Consider the following 21,677-nt stretch of genomic DNA (forward strand, 5'->3'; position numbering starts at 1 on the left):
CTTAAGGTGGTTATTGCGGCGGGGCTCACCTCTTCCCATCCCGAACAGAGTAGTTAAGCCCGCCTGCGCAGATGGTACTGCAGTTATGTGGGAGAGTATGTCGTCGCCTTTCTTTGAAAACCCTGTTCTAACGAACGGGGTTTTTTATTCATACTTTCATTATAAGGAAAGTATATTGGTACCTTAGCTCAGATGGTAGAGCAATGGACTGAAAATCCATGTGTCCCTGGTTCGATCCCTGGAGGTACCACAAATGCTCGGATGGTGAAATTGGTAGACACGCTGGACTTAAAATCCAGTGAACAGCAATGTTCGTGCGGGTTCAAGTCCCGCTCTGAGTACAAGAACTTCAGTTGGCTAACGCTGGCTGAAGTTTTTTATTTTACGGTTATATAAGAATTCTCTTTTTATTATTAAAGCAATCTGAATTTAAATTAGAGTATGCTTATCAACTTTATTTAAAGAATCCTTGTCATTATTTGGCAAGGATTTTTGTATTATAACTCTATAGAATGATATTTTATAAAAGTATTTATTGAGGATTGATATTTTTATGAAAAATTATGGTTACTCAAAGCATCAGAATTTAGAATTTTATTTTTTAGAAACCTGTTTAATAAGTGTTTTGCAAATAATTCTTCGTATAAATATCTGTTAGAAAGATATCTTTTTTGCGTGAGGGATAGCAGTGAAAAGCCCACAGTCTCGTTGAGTCTCAAACTCAACGGGACGAGGACTTGAAACGGATAGCCCGACCTGACTTTTTCGGGAAGGTCACGCCCAGAAACACCTTCAGTATGAACCCAAAAAACTATTGATAATGCTCTTTATAATACTTACATATCGAATTAATAGGACATTCGGGGCATTTGGGTGTCGGACGGCAAATTTCTCTCCCTAGGAATGAAATTGCCATTCCAATTTCGCCCCATATTTCATTCGGGAGTACTTGCATGAGTTGTTTTTCGGCTTTAATTCCGTCTTTGGTTTCTGTAATTATTCCAATTCTGGGGGCAACGCGAATAACATGTAAATCAGCTATAATTCCTTCCGCAGGTACTTTTGCTTCACGCATAATAACATTGGCGGATTTTCGTCCGATACCTTTTAGGGCTACTAAACCCTCCATAGTAAGCGGAATATTTTCATCTTTTTGGATGGTTTGCGCTATCTCCAGCAACCAGTTGGCTTTGGTACCAAAGTTTCTGACACTGGAGATATGTGTTATTAATGCGTCTCTATTTGAAACAGACAAACTTTTCATATTTGGGTATGCTTCAAACAAAGCGGGAGCAATTTTATTGATATGAGCATCAGAATCTTGTGCTGATAAAACAACCATAACCAAAAGCTGGTATAAATTATGATGGTCTAGCGGATGTTTTCTTCCTTTGTATTTTGTTAGAATGGGGTCTAATTTTTTAGGCCAATCAGTTGAGTTCCCAAATAAATCCATGATATTATTCTTTAAAGTCTACTGATAAGGAATTTACACAATAGCGTTGTCCCGTTTTGGTTGGTCCGTCATCAAAGACATGTCCGAGGTGGCTGCCGCAATTGCTACAAAGGATTTCAGTACGTTTCATACCATGTGTGACATCCGAAATGTATTGTACTTTACCAGGAATTGATTCATCAAAAGAAGGCCAACCGCAATGCGCATCAAATTTAGAATTGCTTTCAAACAATGCTTCACCACAGGCTCCACAGCAATACGTTCCCTTTTCGTAATGTAAGTTATACGTTCCTGTGTGTGGATATTCAGTTCCTTTTTGACGAAGAATTCGGTAGCGTTCCTCACCCAATTGTTCTTTCCATTCTTGTTCTGTTTTTTCGATAGGATATTTCATGATCTTTTTTATTTTATTTTTATGTATGATGTTGTAAAACAGCTATTTATTTTGGATAAATTGAACTATTTTTTCAATTACTTTGGGACTACCAAGAATTTTTCTATGCCCTAATCCGTCGGTTAAAAATAGCTCTCCGTTTTTCAGGTATTTATGAATGTGTATTCCTGCTTTTACCGGAACTTCGGGATCATTATTGTCATGGATAACTAAGACCGGAATCGTAGTTTTTTTTGCAGCTAAATAGGCAGAATAACTATTCATGTCTTCTTTATATTTCTTTTCGAAATGTAAACGTAAAAGAGTGCTTATACTGGATTTCAATTTTAATTTTGCTACAAAATCATCCATGATATCTTGTACGACATCACCACTGCCGATAACAACGGCATGATTAACTTTTAATCCTTTTTTTATGGCATTTAAAACAGACATTCCTCCTAAAGAATGCCCGATTGCAGCTTCGAAAGGGCCAAATTGATTATCAATCTCTAAAATTGCAGCAATAAAATCAACCATAATAGTATTTTTTCCAGGTGATTTTCCATGTGCGGGTGCGTCAAAACTAATTGTGGAAAATCCAGCTTTCAGTAATTCGTCAGCTATTTTAAATAATTGTGTTCCGCGTCCAGACCATCCGTGAACTAATAAAATTTTCTTTTCACTTTTTCCATAATTATATACCATTACCTCTTTATCAAATGCGGGAATGTTGATTAGCTGTTGGATACTATTACGATCCATTTCCAATTCTCTTTTTGGAATTTTATGTTTTATAGGCCTAGTAAACAGTTTAGCAGCAAATAATGTAATTAGTTTTGGCGAAATAAAAGAGATTAATTTACTAGTTAATAAGATAATCTTAGGAATTTTCAAGGATTGTGTATGAATAGAAGTTTTTTTTGTCATTTCAATAAATTTTCATGCGAGTTATTATGTTAATTTTTTTTTACTAAATTTAGAAAACATAAAAGTAGTTTTTTTTACAAAGTTTTTATTGGGATTAACATAAAAGACGGAAATAATAAATATTTAGAATTGTTTAAAAAAATACCTGAATAACATTAGAATTAACTGAAAAACAACAAAATTTCATAAATGGAAATATTTCATATCAGTGCAGAGTGTTACCCAGTAGCAAAAGTTGGCGGTTTAGCCGATGTTGTTGGTGCATTACCAAAATATCAAAATAATGCCGGGCATCTTGTAAGAGTTGTAATCCCTTGTTATGATTCAAAGTTCAGAAACGAAAATGAATTTGAATGTGTACATTGGAGTCATGTAAAATTGGGGAGTTTCAATTTTCCTTTTAGCGTTCTTAAAGAAAAAACAGATAAGCTAGGATTTGAATTGTATTTAGTAGAAATAGCAGAATTATTTGACAGAAAAGATGTCTATGGTTATGAAGATGATATTGAACGATTTTTATCATTTCAAATTGCCTCTCTAGATTGGATAATGGGAAGAAATGAAATTCCGGATGTTATCAATTGTCATGATCATCACACTGGTTTGGTTCCTTTTATGATGTTGTATTGTCATAAATATGAAAAACTGCGAAATACACCTTCTATGATTACCATTCATAATGGTTTGTATCAAGGACAGTTTGGATTTGACAAATTGCATTACATACCAGAGTTTGATTTGGCTCATGTGAATGTTTTAGAATGGGATAAATGTATCAATTCACTCGCTGTAGGAATTAAATGTGCTTGGGCGGTGACGACGGTTTCTCCAAATTATTTAAATGAAATAAATTATTCGGCTAATGGATTGGAATCCTTATTTAATTTGGTAAGGTATAAATCCCGAGGAATTCTAAACGGAATTGATATCGAAGTTTGGGATCCGGCCCAAGATGCGATGTTGGAGAAAAACTATTCAATTCAAAATTTTGAAAAAGGCAAACGAGAAAATAAAGAGAAATTATGCAAACTCTTTAATTTAGATCCGACAAAACCACTTTTTAGTTTTATTGGAAGATTATTAGAAGAAAAAGGGGGAGATTTATTACCGCATGCCGCAGCACTTGCATTATCTGAAAATTACAACCAAATTAATATTTTAATTCTAGGATCTGGAAATCCAATTATTGAAAATCAACTGAATAGTTTATTGGCGGATTATAAAGGTAATTACAATACTTTTATAGGGTATAATGAAGAATTAGCACATTTAATTTACGCGGGCTCTGATTTTCTATTAATGCCTTCAAGAGTGGAACCATGTGGCTTAAATCAAATGTATTCGTTGCGATATGGAACAATTCCTATTGTGCGACGGACAGGAGGGTTAAAAGATACGGTTGTTGATTTTGGAGATGATGGAAATGGAATTTGTCATGATCAGGCAACAGTGGGGGATGTTTGTTATTCGATTCAAAGAGCAGTCGATTTATATGACGATAAGAAACATTTAAATAAAATCAGAAAAATAGGAATGAGCACGGATCATTCTTGGGAAAGAGTCTGTCAGGAATATATAGAAATGTACAATTTAATAATTAAGAAGAAATGAAAGCTAAAAAGAAAAATGTTATTGCAATTATTTTAGGAGGAGGGCAAGGATCCAGATTATACCCATTGACAGAAACAAGATCTAAACCAGCTGTGCCGATAGGAGGGAAATATAGATTGGTGGATATTCCTATTTCAAATTGTATGAATTCGGATATTTATAGAATGTTTGTTTTGACGCAATTTAACTCGGCTTCTTTAAATGCACACATTAAAAATACGTATAACTTTAGTATTTTTAGTCATGCCTTTGTTGATATTCTTGCTGCAGAACAAACTCCTGATAATCCTACTTGGTTTCAAGGTACTGCAGATGCTGTAAGACAATGTATGCCTCATTTCTTAAACCATGATTTTGATTATGCATTAATACTTTCCGGAGACCAGTTGTATCAAATGGATTTTAATGATATGTTGGAGGAGCATATTAGAAAAGAAGCTGATATTACGATTGCTACCTTACCGGTAAATGCAAAAGATGCTCCTGAATTTGGAATATTAAAAACAAACTCCGAAAGCTGTATTGAATCTTTCATTGAAAAACCTGCAAAAGAATTGTTGCCAGATTGGGAATCGGATGTGAGCGAGCAAATGAAGAGTGAAGGAAAACACTATTTGGCTTCGATGGGAATCTATATATTCAACAAAAAATTGTTGGTAGACATAATGTCCAATAAGGAAACTAAAGATTTTGGTAAAGAAATTATTCCACAAGCGGTAGGTCATAAAAAGATATTAAGTTACCAATATGAAGGGTATTGGACTGACATTGGTAATATAGATTCTTTTTTTGAAGCTAATATTGGATTAACAGAAGACTTGCCTAAATTTAATTTATTTGATAACGATAATAAAATTTACACAAGACCAAGATTATTACCACCATCTAAATTCCAAAAAACAACAGTTGACAAATCCTTAATTTCCGAAGGATGTATATTGAATGCTAAAGAGATAAATCATTCCGTGATTGGTATTAGATCCAGAATAGGTGAGGGAACTATAATCCAAAATTGTTATGTAATGGGTAATGATTTCTATCAGAATATTTGTGATATGAATGAGGATCTCAAAAATAATAAACAATTAATAGGTATTGGAGAAAGATGTTTTATAAACAATGCTCTCGTGGACAAGAACTGCAGAATTGGTAATGATGTTTACATCAATGGAGGCAGTCATTTAGAAGATTTTTCTAATGAATTATATGCTATTAAAGACGGAATTGTTGTTATTAAAAAAGGAGCAGTTATACCGGATAATTATATCATAAAGTAAATTTAAAAACTGTTTTTTCTTAAAATAATATTCTGTTCATTTTATAAAAATAGAATTATACAATTGTTATATGAGTAAAGTTATCTCGCATTCCCTTTTTACAGATTTTGATGTCGATTTATTTAAAGCTGGGAAACATTTCCGACTCTACGAAAAACTAGGTGCACATCTAATAACAGTTGATGGAGTAGAAGGTGTTTATTTTGCCGTTTGGGCTCCTACAGCTCATTCGGTATCTGTTGTTGGTGATTTCAATTTTTGGACACAAGGCGAACATTTGTTGCATGTACGTTGGGATTCATCAGGTATTTGGGAAGGGTTTATTCCAAATATTAAAAAAGGAGCAACCTATAAATATAAAATAGAATCCAATAACGGAGGAATTGTAACTGAAAAAGCAGATCCTTTTGCTTTTTACTGTGAAAAACCACCACATACTGCCTCAGTAGTTTGGGATTTAGATTATAAATGGAACGATAATAACTGGATGGAAACGCGTCAAAATCATAATGGTTTGGACAAACCCTATTCAGTATATGAAGTACATTTAGGTTCATGGAAGCGTCATGCTGAGGAGAACCGTTTTTTGACGTATCTCGAATTTGCAGAGGATTTAGTAAATTATGTAAAAGAAACAGGCTTTACTCATGTGGAGTTTATGCCTATAATGGAGTATCCTTACGATCCTTCTTGGGGCTACCAATTAGTTGGTTATTTTGCTCCCACTTCTCGTTTTGGAAAACCACAAGATTTTATGGTCTTGGTCGATAAATTGCACGAGGCAGGAATTGGAGTAATTCTGGACTGGGTACCTTCTCATTTTCCAGATGATGCGCATGGTTTAGGTTTTTTTGATGGATCAAACCTTTTTGAACATCCTGACCGTAGAAAAGGGTATCATCCGGATTGGAAAAGTCTGGTTTTTAATTATGGTCGAAATGAAGTTCGTTCCTTCTTGATTAGTAATGCGTTATTCTGGTTACAACATTATCATGCCGATGCCTTGCGTGTTGATGCTGTTGCATCGATGTTATATTTGGATTATTCCAGAAATGATGGAGAATGGGAACCTAATGTTTACGGTGGCAGAGAAAACCTTGATACCATAAGTTTCTTAAAGGAATTTAATGAAGCCGTTTATCTCAATTATGAAGGAGTTCAAACTATTGCCGAGGAAAGTACTTCTTTTCCTATGGTTTCAAGACCAACATCAGTTGGTGGTTTAGGTTTTGGAATGAAATGGATGATGGGATGGATGCACGATACTTTGGAATATTTCCAAAAAGATACTGTGTATAGAAAATACCATCAAAACGATTTGACTTTTTCGATGACCTATACTTTTTCCGAAAATTTTATGCTGCCGCTTTCCCATGACGAGGTAGTTTATGGAAAAAAATCAATTGCAGGAAGAATGCCAGGCGATGAATGGCAGAAATTTGCGAATTTAAGATTGTTGTATGGTTATATGTTCATGCATCCCGGAACCAAATTATTGTTTATGGGAAGTGAATTTGGACAAAGCAGCGAATGGAATTTTGAAGGAAGTTTAGATTGGCATTTATTGCAATATCCGTTTCATGAAGGGATAAAAAAATTGATTACTGATTTGAATAAATTGTATAAAACGCAACCTGCTTTGCATGAAAAACAATTTAGCCCGGAAGGATTCGAGTGGATTAATTATTCAGATCATCAAAATGCAGTAATGTCTTTCATTCGAAAAGGAAATAACCAAAAAGACGATGTAATTGTAGTTTGCAATTATACCCAAATAGTTCGTCCTAATTATCGCATTGGTTTACCGAGGAAAGGTAAATTAACAGAGATTTTTAATAGTGACGCCGCAAATTATGGAGGAAGTGGTCTTTCCAATCCTAAAAAATTAACAATTGAAGCGATGCCTTATGATGGAAGGGATTATTCTACAGAATTACTTTTGCCTCCTTTAAGTGTAACTGTTTTTAAAATTTCATAAATAAAGTTTTTACTTCTAGTATCAAATTGTATTACTAATTAGTTCCATTTAATATGGAAATAATTAGTGGTGTGATTTGGTATTACTATGCCTGAAAAAATTATAACGTTTTCGTGAATAAACCCAAGATATGGAGCTGTTTACAAAGTATTTTTGTAAGTTTGAGTTGCAAAGATGTAGCAAAATAAATACCACAGGATATGATTACAAATACAGAATTAGAATATAAAGGGGATTTATATCCCACTAAAATAGTTGCTTTTGAACATGAAGTAGATTCTGTATGTTTTCATACCGATAATAGTGTAATATTAAAAGTAACTGTATTAAGAGATAGTTTAATCCGTTTTAGATTTACCACAAAGGGATATTTTAGTAACGATTTTTCGTATGCTATTGACAAAAGTCATTCTCATGGATATAATTTTCTTGAGGTTTCTGAAGTGGAAGATTATTATCAGATTAAAACCAGTAAAGTACAATGTCGAATTCAAAAAACAGATATGCGATTATCTATTTTTGATTTGGAAGATAATCTAATTTTAGAAGATGAATTGGGTTTTCACTGGGAAGAAAGTTATGAATATGGCGGTAATATCGTAAAAATGAGTAAGTCTTCCAAAGATGGAGAATGCTTTTACGGGCTTGGAGACAAAGCAACTCAATTGAATTTGAAAGGAAAAAGGCTGGAGAATTTTGCTACAGATCAATATGCTTTTCAAAAAGACCAAGAGCCATTATACAAAGTGGTTCCGTTTTACATTGGATTACATAACAAGAAATCGTATGGAATTTTCTTCGACAATACTTTCAGAACTTATTTTGATTTTTGCCACGAAAGAAGAAATGTAGCCAGTTACTGGGCTGAAGGTGGAGAAATGAATTATTATTTTATTTATGGACCACAAATGCAGGATGTTGTAACCACATTTACTGATTTGACTGGTAAACCGGAATTACCCCCACTTTGGGCACTTGGATATCACCAATGCAAATGGAGTTATTATCCGGAAAGTAATCTAAAAGAAGTTGCAGCTAAATTCAGGGAATTGAAAATTCCATGCGATGCGCTGTATTTAGATATTGATTATATGGAAGGTTTTAGATGTTTTACTTGGAATAAAGAATATTTTCCGGATCCAAAAAGAATGGTAGCAGAATTAGCCGAGAATGGTTTTAAAACCGTTGTAATCATTGATCCGGGAATAAAAATTGACAAAGAATACTCCATATATAAAGAGGCCTTAAAAAATGATTATTTCTGCAAAAGAGCCGACGGTCCTTATATGAAAGGAAAAGTATGGCCTGGAGAATGCAATTTCCCTGATTATACAAATCCCGCAGTGAGAGAATGGTGGGCAGGATTATTCAAAGAATTAATTTCAGAAATAGGTGTAAAAGGAGTGTGGAATGATATGAACGAGCCTGCCGTTATGGAGGTTCCTAATAAAACATTCCCTATGGATGTGCGTCATGATTATGATGGAAATCCATGCAGCCATAGAAAGGCACACAATATTTACGGTACACAAATGGCAAGAGCAACATATCATGGTGTAAAAAGATTTGCGTACCCCAAAAGACCTTTTGTTATTACAAGATCAGCATATGCAGGAGCACAACGATACACGTCATCTTGGACTGGTGATAATGTTGCCACTTGGGAGCATTTATGGATTGCAAACATTCAAGTGCAACGCATGTCTATTTCAGGAATGGGTTTTACCGGATCAGATATTGGAGGGTTTGCAGAGCAGCCTTCGGGAGAATTGTACGCACGCTGGATTCAATTAGGGGTTTTTCATCCTTTTTGCAGAACCCACTCTTCTGGGGATCACGGCGATCAAGAACCTTGGGCATTTGATGAAGAAGTGATTGATATCACTAGAAAGTTTGTCAGCTTACGCTATCAATTATTGCCTTATTTGTACACCATGTTTTGGCAATATATTGAAGAAGGAATTCCTATGTTGAAGCCATTGGTGTATTATGATCAAGAAGATATTCAAACACATTATAGAAATGACGAATTTGTTTTTGGAAATCAAATTTTAGTTTGCCCTATTTTAGAACCTAATTCTTTAGGTAGAAGAATGTATGTCCCTCGCGGCCATTGGTATAATTATTGGACCAATGAAGAAGTTAAAGGAGGAAAAGAAATTTGGGTAGATACTAAATTCGACCAAATTCCACTTTTTGTAAAAGCAGGTGCAGTTATTCCAAAATATCCTGTTCAACAATACGTTGGAGAATTGGAATTTGACGAGTTAACATTAGATATCTATTACAAAAAAGGGAAAGAAAAGTCAGTAGTTTATGAGGATGCTCAAGATGGATATGATTATAAAAAAGGAAGATACAGTTTTCTATCATTTCAAACCATCGGTAAGGAAAAAGAACTCATCATTCAGTTGCATAAAGAAGGAAAATATGACACCAATTATTCAAAGTATAAAATAAATCTAGTTGGATTGCCATTTAAAGTTAAAGAAATTGAAATTGACAATGAGAAAGTTTTATTTGATGAAAAAAGTTTTGGAAATGAAGGTTATTTGGTTGTTTATAAAGGTTTTACAGAATTGCATATAATTGGGTAATAACAAAAAAATTGATACATTTTGATTTAATTATATAAATAAAAAATTCATAAATAGTTGTATTTTTGTATAAAATTAAAACATAAAATCATGAAAAAGAACTTATTACTAGGAATTTTTGCAGTGGGATTACTTTATTCTTGTGCTACAAATCCTCTTACAGGGAAAAAAAGCCTGAATTTTGTTTCTAACAGTGAGTTGTTTCCATCATCTTTTCAACAATATGGAACTTTTTTGAAGGAAAATAAAGTTATTACAGGAACAGCTGATGCTAGAAGAGTAGAGACAGTTGGTATGCGAATTAAAGCAGCTGCAGAAAAATATTTGACCTACTTAGGACAATCACAATATTTGAATGATTACCGTTGGGAATATAAATTAATTGATAGCAAAGAAGTAAATGCTTGGTGTATGCCAGGAGGAAAAATCGTTGTTTATTCAGGGATATTACCAATAACTAAAGATGATGCGGGTTTAGCTACCGTAATGGGACATGAAGTTTCTCATGCATTGGCAAATCACGGTGCACAAAGAATGAGCGCTGCTCAATTGCAACAATTGGGAGCTGTAGGAGTTGCAGTTGCGACGGGAAGTCAAAGTGCCGAAAGACAACAAATGTGGCAACAATATTATGGATTAGGTTCTCAAGTAGGAGTAATGCTTCCATTTAGCAGAAGTCATGAAAGTGAAGCCGATAAAATTGGACTTACACTTATGGCAATTGCAGGTTATAATCCAGATGATTCGGTAATGTTTTGGCAAAGAATGGCAGCGCAATCTGCTGGACAAGCACCACCGGAATTTATGAGTACACACCCATCTGATGCTACTAGAATTGCAAATTTAAAAGCATTGATTCCGGAAGCGAAAGCATTAGCTGCTAAAGTTGGAGTTATTTACAGATAAAAATGTATTGTTAATGTATATTCATTTATTTTAACGAAGATTTAAATAGGCTATTCTCCTCTAACGAGAATAGCCTATTTTTTTATTTTAACTGCAATGTTATAGATTTGATTATGAGTTAATAACGATTTGTTAATGTCAAATTATTTACTTTTTTGAATCATCCTAAATAAAAAATAAATAAATTCGCAGCTTAAAATAAAAAACATGGCAGATTTACCGAAAGGGAGTAAAAAATTACTAAACGCTTGGGCCTTTTATGATTGGGCGAATTCAGTTTATCCACTAGTGATTTCTTCAGCTGTTTTCCCTATTTTTTATGAAGCGTTATTCTCAGACAGGAATCATTATATTGATGCTTTTGGCTTTAGTGTTAAAAACTCTGCGTTGATTAGTTTTGTTACTGCATTTGCCTTTTTAGTAGTGGCGCTAATTTCTCCTTTGTTATCAGGAATCTCCGATTATGTAGGTAACAAAAAAGCGTTCATGAAGTTTTTTTGTTATTTAGGAGCTTTATCCTGTGTGGGATTGTATTGGTTTAGTTTAGAAAATATTTATATCAGTTTGCTCTTTTATTTTTTAGGTTTAATAGGATTTTGGGGAAGTTTAGTGTTTTACAATTCTTATTTGCCTGATATTGCTTTTGTTGAACAACAAGATAAAACCAGTGCCAAAGGATATTCTTATGGTTATGCAGGAAGTGTAATTTTACTAATCGTCAATTTAGCGATGATTATGATGCCTGATATTTTTGGAATTAGCGGAACTAAAGGAGAAGCTGCGATGAAAGCCATGCGTTATTCCTTTATAATGGTAGGAATCTGGTGGATTGTCTTTAGTCAATATACATATTATTACTTGCCAAAAGGAAGCAGAAATACTGAACGAAAAGTGAGTAAAGCTCTAGTTTTTAATGGATTTAAAGAATTAAAAAAAGTATGGCATTTATTGGAAGAAAATAGTGCTTTAAAAAAATATCTCGTTAGTTTTTTTGTGTATAGTATGGCTGTTCAGACCGTTATGCTTATTGCCACTTATTTTGGAGCGCAAGAAATTACTTGGGCATCGAAAAGTGAAAGTACAACAGGTTTAATTATTTGTATTTTATTAATTCAGTTAGTAGCCATTGTTGGTGCGGTTTTAACCTCAAAAGCTTCCCAGAAATTTGGTAATATTCCTACGCTGATAGCAATCAATTGCTTTTGGGTTTTATTATGTGCAGCAGCTTATTTTATAACTTTGCCAATACATTTTTATATCATGGCCGGTTTAGTAGGACTTGTAATGGGAGGAATTCAGGCTTTATCACGTTCTACTTATTCTAAATTATTGCCAGAAACAGAAGATACGGCTTCCTTTTTTAGTTTTTTTGATGTTTCAGAAAAAATTGGAATTGTTATCGGAATGTTAGTTTATGGAATTATTGACCAAATTACAGGAAGTCCTCGATTTGCGATAGTTTTCTTAGGTGTTTTTTTTATAATTGGTGTTGTTTTATTGAAAAGAGTTCCTAAAAATAGTGCTTTAGATTAATAAAATGCAAAATACAACTTTCCTTTTTTATTTTTTGACACTTTAAAAAATAGCTATTTTATTAATTATAATTTATTTATTTTTTCTTTATTTGTAAGAAGATGTAATCGATTTTACTTATACTTTGGCATAATGATTGACTATTTTAGTGTCAAGCCAATTAATCCTGTCATATATCGTTTTATTTAAAATTAGTACTATGATACTTTATATTTGCTTGACAAATTAAAATTTTTAATGACAAAAAGACTTAAATAATATATGTCAAATCATAAAATACTTACTATTGACAATCTGTCACTTCAAGAATTTGATTCTGAAGCTGATTTAATCCCTTTATTGACTCGCGAAGACGAGGAGGAAATGAATAATGAAGCATTGCCAGATTCTTTGCCTATTTTACCATTGCGTAACATGGTTTTATTTCCAGGAGTTGTTATTCCAATTACTGCCGGTCGTGATAAATCAATTAAATTAATCAATGATGCCAACGCAGTTGGTAAAATCATTGGTGTTGTAGCTCAGAAAAACGAGGAAGACGAGGATCCAACTCCGGAAGACATTCATAATATTGGTACTGTAGCTAGAATTTTAAGGGTTTTAAAAATGCCTGATGGGAATGTTACGGTTATACTTCAAGGGAAAAAAAGATTTGAAATTGATTCTATAGTTGCTGAAAGCCCCTATATAACAGCAAAAGTTAAAGAAGTTTCTGAAAAAAGACCGAAAAAACAGGATACGGAATTTATAGCGATTCTCGATTCTGTCAAGGAATTAGCAATTCAAATTATAAAAGAAAGTCCAAATATTCCTAGTGAAGCTACTTTTGCGATTAAAAATATTGAAAGCCAATCATTTTTGATCAATTTTGTGACTTCTAATATGAATTTAACGGTTAAAGAAAAGCAAGACTTATTAGCTATTAACGAGTTAAAAATAAGGGCTTTAGAAACTTTGCGTTATATGAATATTGAGTTGCAAAAATTGGAATTAAAAAATGATATTCAATCCAAAGTTCGTTTCGATTTAGACCAACAACAACGCGAATATTTCCTTCATCAACAAATGAAAACGATCCAAGAAGAATTGGGTGGTGTTTCACAGGAAGAAGAAATGGACGAAATGTTGCAAAAGTCTTTGACCAAGAAATGGGATGAAAAAACTAAAAAACACTTCGAAAAAGAATTGTCAAAAATGCGTCGCATGAATCCTCAAGCGCCAGATTTTGGTATTCAAAGAAATTATTTAGAGTTATTTCTAGAATTGCCTTGGGATGAATATTCTAAAGATGATTTCGATTTAAAGAAAGCACAAAAAATTCTTGATAGAGACCATTTTGGATTAGAAGACGTTAAGAAAAGAATGATAGAACATTTGGCAGTTTTAAAATTGCGAAATGATATGAAGTCTCCAATTATTTGTTTGACAGGACCTCCGGGAGTTGGAAAAACCTCTATTGGTCGATCTATCGCAGAAGCATTAGGAAGAAAATATGTTAGAATTTCTCTTGGTGGGTTGCGTGATGAAGCGGAGATTCGTGGACATAGAAAAACCTACATTGGTGCTATGCCAGGAAGAATCATTCAAAGTTTGAAAAAAGCGGGAACATCAAATCCGGTATTTGTTTTGGATGAAATTGATAAATTATCAAATAGCAATCAAGGAGATCCCTCTTCGGCCTTACTGGAAGTTTTGGATCCGGAACAAAACAATTCCTTTTATGATAATTTCCTAGAAATGGGATATGATTTATCGAAAGTGATGTTTATCGCTACCTCAAATAATATGGCTGCGATTCAACCTGCTTTGAAAGACAGAATGGAAATCATTAAAATGTCAGGTTATACGATTGAAGAAAAGGTAGAAATTGCACGTCAGCATTTGTTTCCAAGACAATTGAAAGAACATGGTTTAACAACGAAAGATCTAACTATTGGAAAAAAACAATTGGAGAAAATCGTGGAGGGATATACGCGTGAATCGGGAGTTCGTGGTTTAGAAGCTAAGATTGCTCAAGTAATTCGTAATGCAGCTAAATCTGTTGCAATGGAAGAGCAGTATAACAAGAAAGTGACTGACGGAGATATTATAAAAACACTTGGCGTTCCAAGATTAGAAAGAGATAAGTACGAGAACAATGATGTTGCCGGTGTGGTAACTGGTTTGGCTTGGACTTCTGTAGGTGGTGATATTCTTTTCATAGAATCTCTACTTTCTCCAGGAAAAGGAACCATGACAATTACGGGGAACTTAGGTACAGTAATGAAGGAATCAGCAACGATTGCTTTAGAATATATCAAGGCAAATGCTAAATTTTTAGGATTAGATTCAGAGATACTTTCTAAATATAATATTCATTTACACGTTCCTGAAGGAGCTACACCCAAAGATGGTCCTAGTGCCGGAATTGCAATGTTGACTTCATTAGTTTCGTTGTTTACACAAAAACGAGTTAAGAAAAACTTGGCAATGACAGGTGAAATCACCCTGCGTGGAAAAGTTTTACCAGTAGGAGGAATAAAAGAAAAGATTTTAGCAGCCAAAAGAGCCAATATCAAAGAAATTATTTTGTGTCATGAAAACAAAAGTGATATTGATGAAATAAAACCAGAATATCTTGAAGGTTTGACTTTTCATTATGTTAAAGAAATGAGCGAAGTACTTAAATATGCTTTGACAGATCAAAAAGTAAAAAATGCAAAAGATCTGAAATAACAGATAACAAGCAATAAGATCTGAATTCCAAATTTCAAAACCTGTTCTGCAGTGCTTGGGATTTGGAATTTTTATTTATAATTACGAGTTTGAAAGTTGCTGTTTATTGTATTTATAATTTTATCTTCGCATTTGCGTTTTACCTTACATAAATCGCGATTTAAAGCATGTTAAAAAAATTTTTATCATACTCCTTAGTTTTTATTTGCACTGTATTTTACGGTCAAATAGGAGGGAAGTACACCTATCAGTTTTTGAACTTGGTCACTTCGCCAAGACAAGCAGCTTTAGGCGGTAAAACGGTAACCATTTATGACGATGATGTGAATCAGGTCAATTTTAATCCGGCAACATTGAATGCGGATATGGATAACCATTTGGCATTAAATTATGGAAGTTATTTCAAAGAAGTGACTTTCGGAACAGCTTCTTATGCGTATACCTATGACCGCCATTTGCAAACTTTCCAGGCTGGTATCAATTATGTAAATTATGGTAATTTTGATGGTTACGATGAAAATGGGCAGCCAACAGCCTCATTTACAGGAAGTGAAATTTCTCTTTCCCTTGGTTATGCGTACAATATTCCCAACACTACTATTCATTTAGGTGCGAATGCTAAATTGATTTCGTCGACTTTAGAAAGCTACAGTTCTTTGGGAGGGGCGATTGATATAGGTGCTCTTTTTATAGATGAAAGAAATGATGTGAATTGGGGATTGGCAATACGAAATATTGGAACTCAAATTACAACCTATAATGGTACAAACGAAAAACTGCCATTAGAGATTATTGCGGGCGTTTCACAAGAATTAGAAAATGTACCCATTCGTTGGCATCTTACATTGGAGAATTTACAGCAATGGAATATTGCTTTTTCTAATCCTGAAAGAGCCGAATCTTCACTGGATGGAAGTGCAACAGACGAAAAAGTATCGGTTATAAATAATGCGTTGCGTCACGTAATTATGGGAGTAGAACTTTTCCCTAAAAAAGCGTTTAATCTTCGCGTAGGATATAATTTTCGAAGAGCAGAAGAATTACGACTTTTGGAGCAACGTAATTTTTCGGGAATCTCTTTAGGTTTTGGATTAAAAATGAATAAATTAAAATTCAATTATTCGTATTCCCGATATACATTAGCGGGAAATACGAGTTTATTTGGATTGACTATTAACCTACAATAATATTATTTTGGATAAAAAAATTACAATAGCAATAGATGGATTTTCATCCACAGGAAAAAGTACTTTAGCAAAACAATTGGCTAATCACTTGGGATATGTATATGTAGATACAGGAGCAATGTATCGCGCCGTTACTTTTTTTGCAATGCAAAACGGATATATAAATGCTGATTCTTTTGATAAAGAAACATTGATTAACAGATTGCCAAGCATAAAATTACAATTCAAATTCAATTCTGATTTAGGTTTTGCTGAAATGCATTTGAATGATGTCAATGTTGAAAAGGAAATAAGAACTATCGAAGTTTCTAATTTTGTGAGTAAAGTGGCTGAAATATCTGAAGTGCGAGCCAAATTAGTGGAGCAGCAGAAAGAAATGGGTAAGAATAAAGGAATTGTTATGGATGGCAGAGATATTGGGACTGTCGTTTTTCCCGATGCCGAACTTAAAATTTTTATGACGGCTGGTGCAGATACCCGAGCGCAAAGACGTTTTGATGAATTACAAGAAAAAGGAGATTCAGTTGCGTATGAGGAAGTATTGAAAAATGTAGAAGAACGCGATTATATTGACACGCACCGAAAGGATTCGCCTTTAGTAATGGCTGACGATGCTATTGAAATCGATAATTCTTACCTTACTCGTGAAGAACAATTTAAAGTTGTTTTGGATTTAGTGGATGAAGTTGTTAAAACACTTTAATCTTTTGCAGATCTCTTTTTAAATATTAGATTTACGCTTTGTTACTTTTTTAAATTAAAAAACAATTCATTGTATGGGAATTAAAAATAGGTTGGTATTAATGAATTTCCTTCAATTTTTTATTTGGGGTTCTTGGTTACTTACTATTGGTGCATATTGGTTTAATAATAAACATTGGTCAGGAACTGAGTTTGGAATCATATTTTCAACGATGGGGATTTCTTCGGTTTTTATGCCCGCTTTAACAGGAATTATTTCAGATCGATTTATAAATGCTGAAAAATTATATGGCTTACTTCATTTTTTGGGTGCAGCAGCTTTATTTTACTTACCTCAAGTAGATAATCCTACTACTTTTTTCTGGGTCATGTTAGTGAATATGTTTTTCTACATGCCTACCATTTCCTTGTCAATAACGGTAGCTTATAATGCATTAATTGCAAAAGATATGGATGTCGTAAAAGATTATCCTCCTATTAGAATCTGGGGAACAATAGGTTTTATTATTGCACTTTGGGTGGTTAGTTTAACGCATAATGAAACTTCTGCAAATCAATTTTATATTGCAGGTATCGTTTCTGTATTATTAGGAATTTATGCATTTACACTTCCTAAATGTCCTCCAATGTGTAAAGGAGAAAGAGGGGTTTCTTTTACGCAAGCTTTGGGATTGAATGCTTTTGAATTGTTTAAACAACAGAAATTCGCCATTTTCTTTATATTCTCTATGTTATTGGGAGCTGCTTTGCAATTGACTAATGCGTATGGAGATACTTATATTCACGATTTTGCTACTGTTGATGCTTATAAAAATACTATTGCAGTAAAATACCCTGCAATAATCATGTCGATTTCACAAGTTTCAGAAACACTTTTTATATTGGCTATTCCTTTTTTTCTTAGAAAATTTGGTATTAAATACGTGATGTTGTTTAGTATGCTGGCTTGGGTTATGCGTTTTGGATTATTTGCTTATGGAAACCCAACAGACGGGTTATGGATGATAATCATGTCTTGCATCGTTTACGGAATGGCGTTTGACTTTTTTAATATCTCGGGTTCTTTGTTTGTGGAAACACAAACGGATTCAAAAATCAGAGGAAGTGCGCAAGGGATGTTTATGATGATGGTAAATGGCTTTGGAGCATTAATAGGAAGTTTTGCGAGTGGTTATATTATCCAAAAATATTTTACGCTAGAAGATGGAAGTAAAGACTGGTTTCATATCTGGATCACTTTTGCATCGTATGCTTTAGTTCTTGCCATAATTTTTCCTTTTGTTTTTAAAGATAAATTTGGACCTAAAGTTTCAGGAGAAATTAATCATTAAACCCTTATTTTCTCATAAATGTAACCCGATAACCTTAAAAGTTATCGGGTTTTTTATTGCTGAAAAATCACTATAAAACCTAACTAGCCCCGATGGAGCCGATATCCTCGTAGCGCAGCGGAGAGATAAAGGCGAGAGCGGGAACTTTGCCTGCAAAAACGCCAATTAATTCGCTCCTGATTCTCAATCGATTATCTTGTCTGTAAAATTTTGCGGTTTAAGATAAATGTGTTACTTTTGCAGTCCTTTTGGTGAATAAGAGTTTCCTTTAGGGTTCAACTAATTATACAAACAACTTCTGTTGTTTTCTAGCACATTAAGAAACTCGAGAGAATGCAGAATACAAATTTTTAATCAGCATGTCTGAACAAGTAAAATCACAAGAAGAGTTTTTAGCAAATTTTAACTGGCACAATTTCGAAGAAGGTATTGATGCTGTTGATGAGAAAAACTTATTAGAATTCGAAGAACTAGTTTCAAAAACATTTATCGCTACTGATCAAGAAGAAGTTGTAGATGGTGTAGTTGTTAGAATTACAGATAGAGACGTTATCGTTGATATCAATGCAAAATCGGAAGGTGTTATTTCATTGAACGAATTCCGTTACAACCCAGCCTTAAAAGTAGGTGATACTGTTGAAGTATTAATTGATATCCGTGAGGATAAAACAGGTCAATTGGTATTATCTCACAGAAAAGCACGTACTATCAAATCATGGGATAGAGTTATTTCGGCTAACGAAACAGGAGAAATCGTTAATGGTTTTGTAAAATGCAGAACTAAAGGTGGTATGATCGTTGACGTTTTCGGAATTGAAGCTTTCTTGCCAGGATCTCAAATTGATGTTAAACCAATTAGAGACTACGATGTATATGTAAACAAAATGATGGAATTCAAAGTGGTAAAAATCAACCACGAATTCAAAAATGTTGTTGTTTCTCATAAAGCGCTTATTGAAGCGGATATCGAAATTCAGAAAAAAGAAATCATCGGTCAATTACAAAAAGGACAAGTATTAGAAGGTGTTGTTAAAAACATTACTTCTTATGGTGTCTTTATTGACTTAGGTGGAGTTGATGGATTGATTCACATTACTGACCTTTCTTGGTCAAGAATCAACCACCCATCTGAAGTATTGGAATTAGACCAAAAATTAAATGTTGTAATCCTTGATTTCGATGATGAGAAAACAAGAATTCAATTAGGATTGAAACAATTGAACGCGCACCCTTGGGATGCTCTTGATGCTAAATTAGCAATTGGAGACAAAGTAAAAGGTAAAGTAGTTGTAATCGCTGATTACGGTGCTTTCATCGAAGTTGCTGAAGGTGTTGAAGGTTTAATCCACGTTTCTGAAATGTCTTGGTCTACTCATTTACGTTCTGCTCAAGATTTCGTAAAAGTAGGTGATATTGTTGAAGCTGTTATCTTAACTTTAGATAGAGATGACCGTAAAATGTCATTAGGTATCAAACAATTGTCTCAAGATCCTTGGACTGATATCACTTCTAAATACCCAGTAGGTTCTAAACATACAGGTATCGTTAGAAACTTTACAAACTTTGGAATTTTCGTAGAATTAGAAGAAGGAATTGATGGATTAATTTACATCTCTGACTTATCTTGGACTAAGAAAATCAAACACCCATCTGAATTTGTAAACGTTGGTGAAAAATTAGACGTAGTAGTATTAGAATTAGATGTTGACGGACGTAAATTATCTTTAGGTCACAAACAAACTACTGCTAATCCTTGGGATCAATACGAAGATTCTTTCGCAGTTGGAACTATCCACACAGGTGAAATTTCTGAAATTGTTGACAAAGGAGCTACTGTAGAATTTGGAGATGATATCGTTGCTTTCATTCCTACTCGTCACCTTGAAAAAGAAGACGGTAAGAAATTGAAAAAAGGAGAATCAGCTGATTTCAAAGTAATCGAATTCAACAAAGAATTCAAAAGAGTAGTTGCATCTCACACTGCTATCTTCCGTGAAGAAGAAGAGAAAAATGTAAAAACAGCTACTGAAAATACTTCTACTTCATCAAATTCGTCTACAAATGCACCAGCTGCAACTTTAGGAGACAACAATGATGTATTAGCAGCATTAAAAGCTAAAATGGAAAAGTCAGAGAAAAAATAATTCTTGAAACTTTTTGAATATAGAAAGCCCCGCAAATTGCGGGGCTTTTTTTATGCTTATTTTTTTAGAGTAGAGTAGTTGAATTCACAATCCATAATCCTTCCGTTGTTCGCAGTATCTTGTTATTGTACAGAGAACCTATTTTCAAAATCAACTTTTTCATAGCACAATAAAAAGGATACTTGCTACCATCGGGGCTAATTAGAACTTCTGTGGTATTAACTTCTATTCAAAATTAAATATATCTATTTTAAAACTAGTTGTTTATGAAATAATTTCATTTTTTTAAAACCAAAAGCAAACTAACCGCGTAAATGTATTTATATAACTTAATAAAATAAATTTTATGAAAACTAGAAAATTTTTATCGATTACATTTTTTGCATTAGTATTTGGAGCAACTTCTTTCGCTCAAAAAACTGTTATGGTTGGTGGAGCAGCGATGTACCCATCTAAAAATATTATTGAAAATGCAGTAAACTCTAAAGATCATACTACACTAGTTGCAGCAGTTAAAGCTGCAGGTCTAGTAGAAACTTTACAAAGTAAAGGTCCATTCACCGTTTTTGCCCCAACAAATGCTGCGTTTGATAAATTACCAAAAGGTACAGTTGAAACATTATTGAAACCTGAAAATTTAAAAATGTTGCAAACAATTCTTACCTACCACGTAGTAGCTGGAAAAATGAATGCCTCAGATATTGCTAAAGCAATTAAAATGGGTAAAGGAAAAGCAACTTTGAAAACTGTTAGCGGTGGAAATTTGACCGCTTGGATGAAAGGAAAAAATGTATACATTACTGACGAAAATGGTAATTCTGCTAAAGTTACAATTGCCGATGTGAACCAATCAAATGGTGTGATTCATGTAATTGATGCAGTTGTATTGCCAAAACAATAATTTTTTTGATTAGAGGTTGAAAGTTGTTTATTGAAA

General features: G+C 33.6%; 15 protein-coding genes, 2 tRNA genes and 1 rRNA gene. 15 read left to right on the top strand and 3 right to left on the bottom strand.

Annotated features, from left to right (window positions below; genetic code table 11):
* Positions 1 to 2: 2 nt before the first annotated feature.
* The 3 genes from rrf (at position 3) to ACNQGG_RS05770 (ending at position 341) form a co-directional block, all read left to right on the top strand.
* A 5S ribosomal RNA gene (rrf, locus tag ACNQGG_RS05760) occupies positions 3 to 112 on the top strand.
* Between the two features lie 65 nt (positions 113 to 177).
* A tRNA-Phe gene (locus ACNQGG_RS05765) sits at positions 178 to 250 on the top strand.
* A 5-nt stretch (positions 251 to 255) separates the two neighbouring features.
* Positions 256 to 341, top strand: a tRNA-Leu gene (locus ACNQGG_RS05770).
* 470 nt (positions 342 to 811) lie between these two features.
* Here ACNQGG_RS05770 and ACNQGG_RS05775 read toward each other — a convergent pair.
* The 3 genes from ACNQGG_RS05775 to ACNQGG_RS05785 are packed head-to-tail and all read right to left on the bottom strand — an operon-like array spanning position 812 to position 2,759.
* Positions 812 to 1,456, bottom strand: a complete 645-nt coding sequence (locus ACNQGG_RS05775) for an endonuclease III domain-containing protein (RefSeq protein ID WP_417962071.1) — start codon at positions 1,454 to 1,456, stop codon at positions 812 to 814.
* A gap of 4 nt (positions 1,457 to 1,460) precedes the next feature.
* Positions 1,461 to 1,850 carry a peptide-methionine (R)-S-oxide reductase MsrB gene (msrB, locus tag ACNQGG_RS05780; RefSeq protein ID WP_417962072.1) on the bottom strand — a complete coding sequence of 130 codons (390 nt, stop codon included), beginning with the start codon at positions 1,848 to 1,850 and terminating at the stop codon, positions 1,461 to 1,463.
* A 42-nt stretch (positions 1,851 to 1,892) separates the two neighbouring features.
* Positions 1,893 to 2,759, bottom strand: a complete 867-nt coding sequence (locus ACNQGG_RS05785) for an alpha/beta hydrolase (protein WP_417962073.1) — start codon at positions 2,757 to 2,759, stop codon at positions 1,893 to 1,895.
* Positions 2,760 to 2,948: 189 nt separating this feature from the next.
* Between ACNQGG_RS05785 and ACNQGG_RS05790 the strand changes: the two genes are divergently transcribed.
* The 12 genes from ACNQGG_RS05790 (at position 2,949) to ACNQGG_RS05845 (ending at position 21,641) form a co-directional block, all read left to right on the top strand.
* The gene (locus tag ACNQGG_RS05790) at positions 2,949 to 4,370 is read left to right on the top strand and encodes a glycogen synthase (protein ID WP_417962074.1); all 1,422 of its coding nucleotides are present in this window, start codon (positions 2,949 to 2,951) and stop codon (positions 4,368 to 4,370) included.
* Positions 4,367 to 5,647 carry a glucose-1-phosphate adenylyltransferase gene (locus ACNQGG_RS05795; RefSeq protein WP_416858445.1) on the top strand — a complete coding sequence of 427 codons (1,281 nt, stop codon included), beginning with the start codon at positions 4,367 to 4,369 and terminating at the stop codon, positions 5,645 to 5,647. The genes ACNQGG_RS05790 and ACNQGG_RS05795 overlap by 4 nt, the downstream gene beginning before the upstream one ends.
* Before the next feature lie 70 nt (positions 5,648 to 5,717).
* Positions 5,718 to 7,625 (top strand): 1,4-alpha-glucan branching protein GlgB, encoded by a 1,908-nt coding sequence (glgB, locus tag ACNQGG_RS05800; protein WP_417962075.1) that lies wholly within the window; start codon positions 5,718 to 5,720, stop codon positions 7,623 to 7,625.
* Between the two features lie 200 nt (positions 7,626 to 7,825).
* A complete protein-coding gene (locus tag ACNQGG_RS05805; protein ID WP_417962076.1) occupies positions 7,826 to 10,222 on the top strand; it encodes a glycoside hydrolase family 31 protein in 2,397 nt (798 codons plus the stop codon).
* A gap of 90 nt (positions 10,223 to 10,312) precedes the next feature.
* Positions 10,313 to 11,128 (top strand): M48 family metallopeptidase, encoded by an 816-nt coding sequence (locus tag ACNQGG_RS05810; protein ID WP_417962077.1) that lies wholly within the window; start codon positions 10,313 to 10,315, stop codon positions 11,126 to 11,128.
* Positions 11,129 to 11,335: 207 nt separating this feature from the next.
* Positions 11,336 to 12,661 (top strand): MFS transporter, encoded by a 1,326-nt coding sequence (locus ACNQGG_RS05815; protein WP_417962078.1) that lies wholly within the window; start codon positions 11,336 to 11,338, stop codon positions 12,659 to 12,661.
* A 261-nt stretch (positions 12,662 to 12,922) separates the two neighbouring features.
* Positions 12,923 to 15,376, top strand: a complete 2,454-nt coding sequence (lon, locus tag ACNQGG_RS05820; RefSeq protein WP_417962079.1) for an endopeptidase La — start codon at positions 12,923 to 12,925, stop codon at positions 15,374 to 15,376.
* A 167-nt stretch (positions 15,377 to 15,543) separates the two neighbouring features.
* Positions 15,544 to 16,563: a type IX secretion system protein PorQ gene (gene porQ / locus ACNQGG_RS05825; RefSeq protein ID WP_417962080.1), complete on the top strand. Its 1,020-nt coding sequence runs from the start codon at positions 15,544 to 15,546 to the stop codon at positions 16,561 to 16,563.
* Between the two features lie 7 nt (positions 16,564 to 16,570).
* Positions 16,571 to 17,266: a (d)CMP kinase gene (gene cmk, locus ACNQGG_RS05830; RefSeq protein WP_417962081.1), complete on the top strand. Its 696-nt coding sequence runs from the start codon at positions 16,571 to 16,573 to the stop codon at positions 17,264 to 17,266.
* A gap of 73 nt (positions 17,267 to 17,339) precedes the next feature.
* Positions 17,340 to 18,596 carry a nucleoside permease gene (locus ACNQGG_RS05835; RefSeq protein ID WP_417962082.1) on the top strand — a complete coding sequence of 419 codons (1,257 nt, stop codon included), beginning with the start codon at positions 17,340 to 17,342 and terminating at the stop codon, positions 18,594 to 18,596.
* A 359-nt stretch (positions 18,597 to 18,955) separates the two neighbouring features.
* The gene (gene rpsA, locus ACNQGG_RS05840) at positions 18,956 to 20,740 is read left to right on the top strand and encodes a 30S ribosomal protein S1 (protein ID WP_417962083.1); all 1,785 of its coding nucleotides are present in this window, start codon (positions 18,956 to 18,958) and stop codon (positions 20,738 to 20,740) included.
* 346 nt (positions 20,741 to 21,086) lie between these two features.
* Entirely contained in the window at positions 21,087 to 21,641 is a 555-nt protein-coding gene (locus ACNQGG_RS05845; protein ID WP_417962084.1) for a fasciclin domain-containing protein, read from the top strand.
* The last annotated feature ends 36 nt before the right edge of the window (positions 21,642 to 21,677 follow it).

Source organism: Flavobacterium esculini, assembly GCF_048284325.1.
Lineage (GTDB): Bacteria > Bacteroidota > Bacteroidia > Flavobacteriales > Flavobacteriaceae > Flavobacterium.

Bases quoted from the DNA above. Each gene is read 5' to 3' on its own strand.
- ACNQGG_RS05775 (WP_417962071.1), bottom strand. From the start codon at position 1,456: ATGGATTTATTTGGGAACTCAACTGATTGGCCTAAAAAATTAGACCCC.
- msrB (WP_417962072.1), bottom strand. From the start codon at position 1,850: ATGAAATATCCTATCGAAAAAACAGAACAAGAATGGAAAGAACAATTG.
- ACNQGG_RS05785 (WP_417962073.1), bottom strand. From the start codon at position 2,759: ATGACAAAAAAAACTTCTATTCATACACAATCCTTGAAAATTCCTAAG.
- ACNQGG_RS05790 (WP_417962074.1), top strand. From the start codon at position 2,949: ATGGAAATATTTCATATCAGTGCAGAGTGTTACCCAGTAGCAAAAGTT.
- ACNQGG_RS05795 (WP_416858445.1), top strand. From the start codon at position 4,367: ATGAAAGCTAAAAAGAAAAATGTTATTGCAATTATTTTAGGAGGAGGG.
- glgB (WP_417962075.1), top strand. From the start codon at position 5,718: ATGAGTAAAGTTATCTCGCATTCCCTTTTTACAGATTTTGATGTCGAT.
- ACNQGG_RS05805 (WP_417962076.1), top strand. From the start codon at position 7,826: ATGATTACAAATACAGAATTAGAATATAAAGGGGATTTATATCCCACT.
- ACNQGG_RS05810 (WP_417962077.1), top strand. From the start codon at position 10,313: ATGAAAAAGAACTTATTACTAGGAATTTTTGCAGTGGGATTACTTTAT.
- ACNQGG_RS05815 (WP_417962078.1), top strand. From the start codon at position 11,336: ATGGCAGATTTACCGAAAGGGAGTAAAAAATTACTAAACGCTTGGGCC.
- lon (WP_417962079.1), top strand. From the start codon at position 12,923: ATGTCAAATCATAAAATACTTACTATTGACAATCTGTCACTTCAAGAA.
- porQ (WP_417962080.1), top strand. From the start codon at position 15,544: ATGTTAAAAAAATTTTTATCATACTCCTTAGTTTTTATTTGCACTGTA.
- ACNQGG_RS05835 (WP_417962082.1), top strand. From the start codon at position 17,340: ATGGGAATTAAAAATAGGTTGGTATTAATGAATTTCCTTCAATTTTTT.
- rpsA (WP_417962083.1), top strand. From the start codon at position 18,956: ATGTCTGAACAAGTAAAATCACAAGAAGAGTTTTTAGCAAATTTTAAC.
- ACNQGG_RS05845 (WP_417962084.1), top strand. From the start codon at position 21,087: ATGAAAACTAGAAAATTTTTATCGATTACATTTTTTGCATTAGTATTT.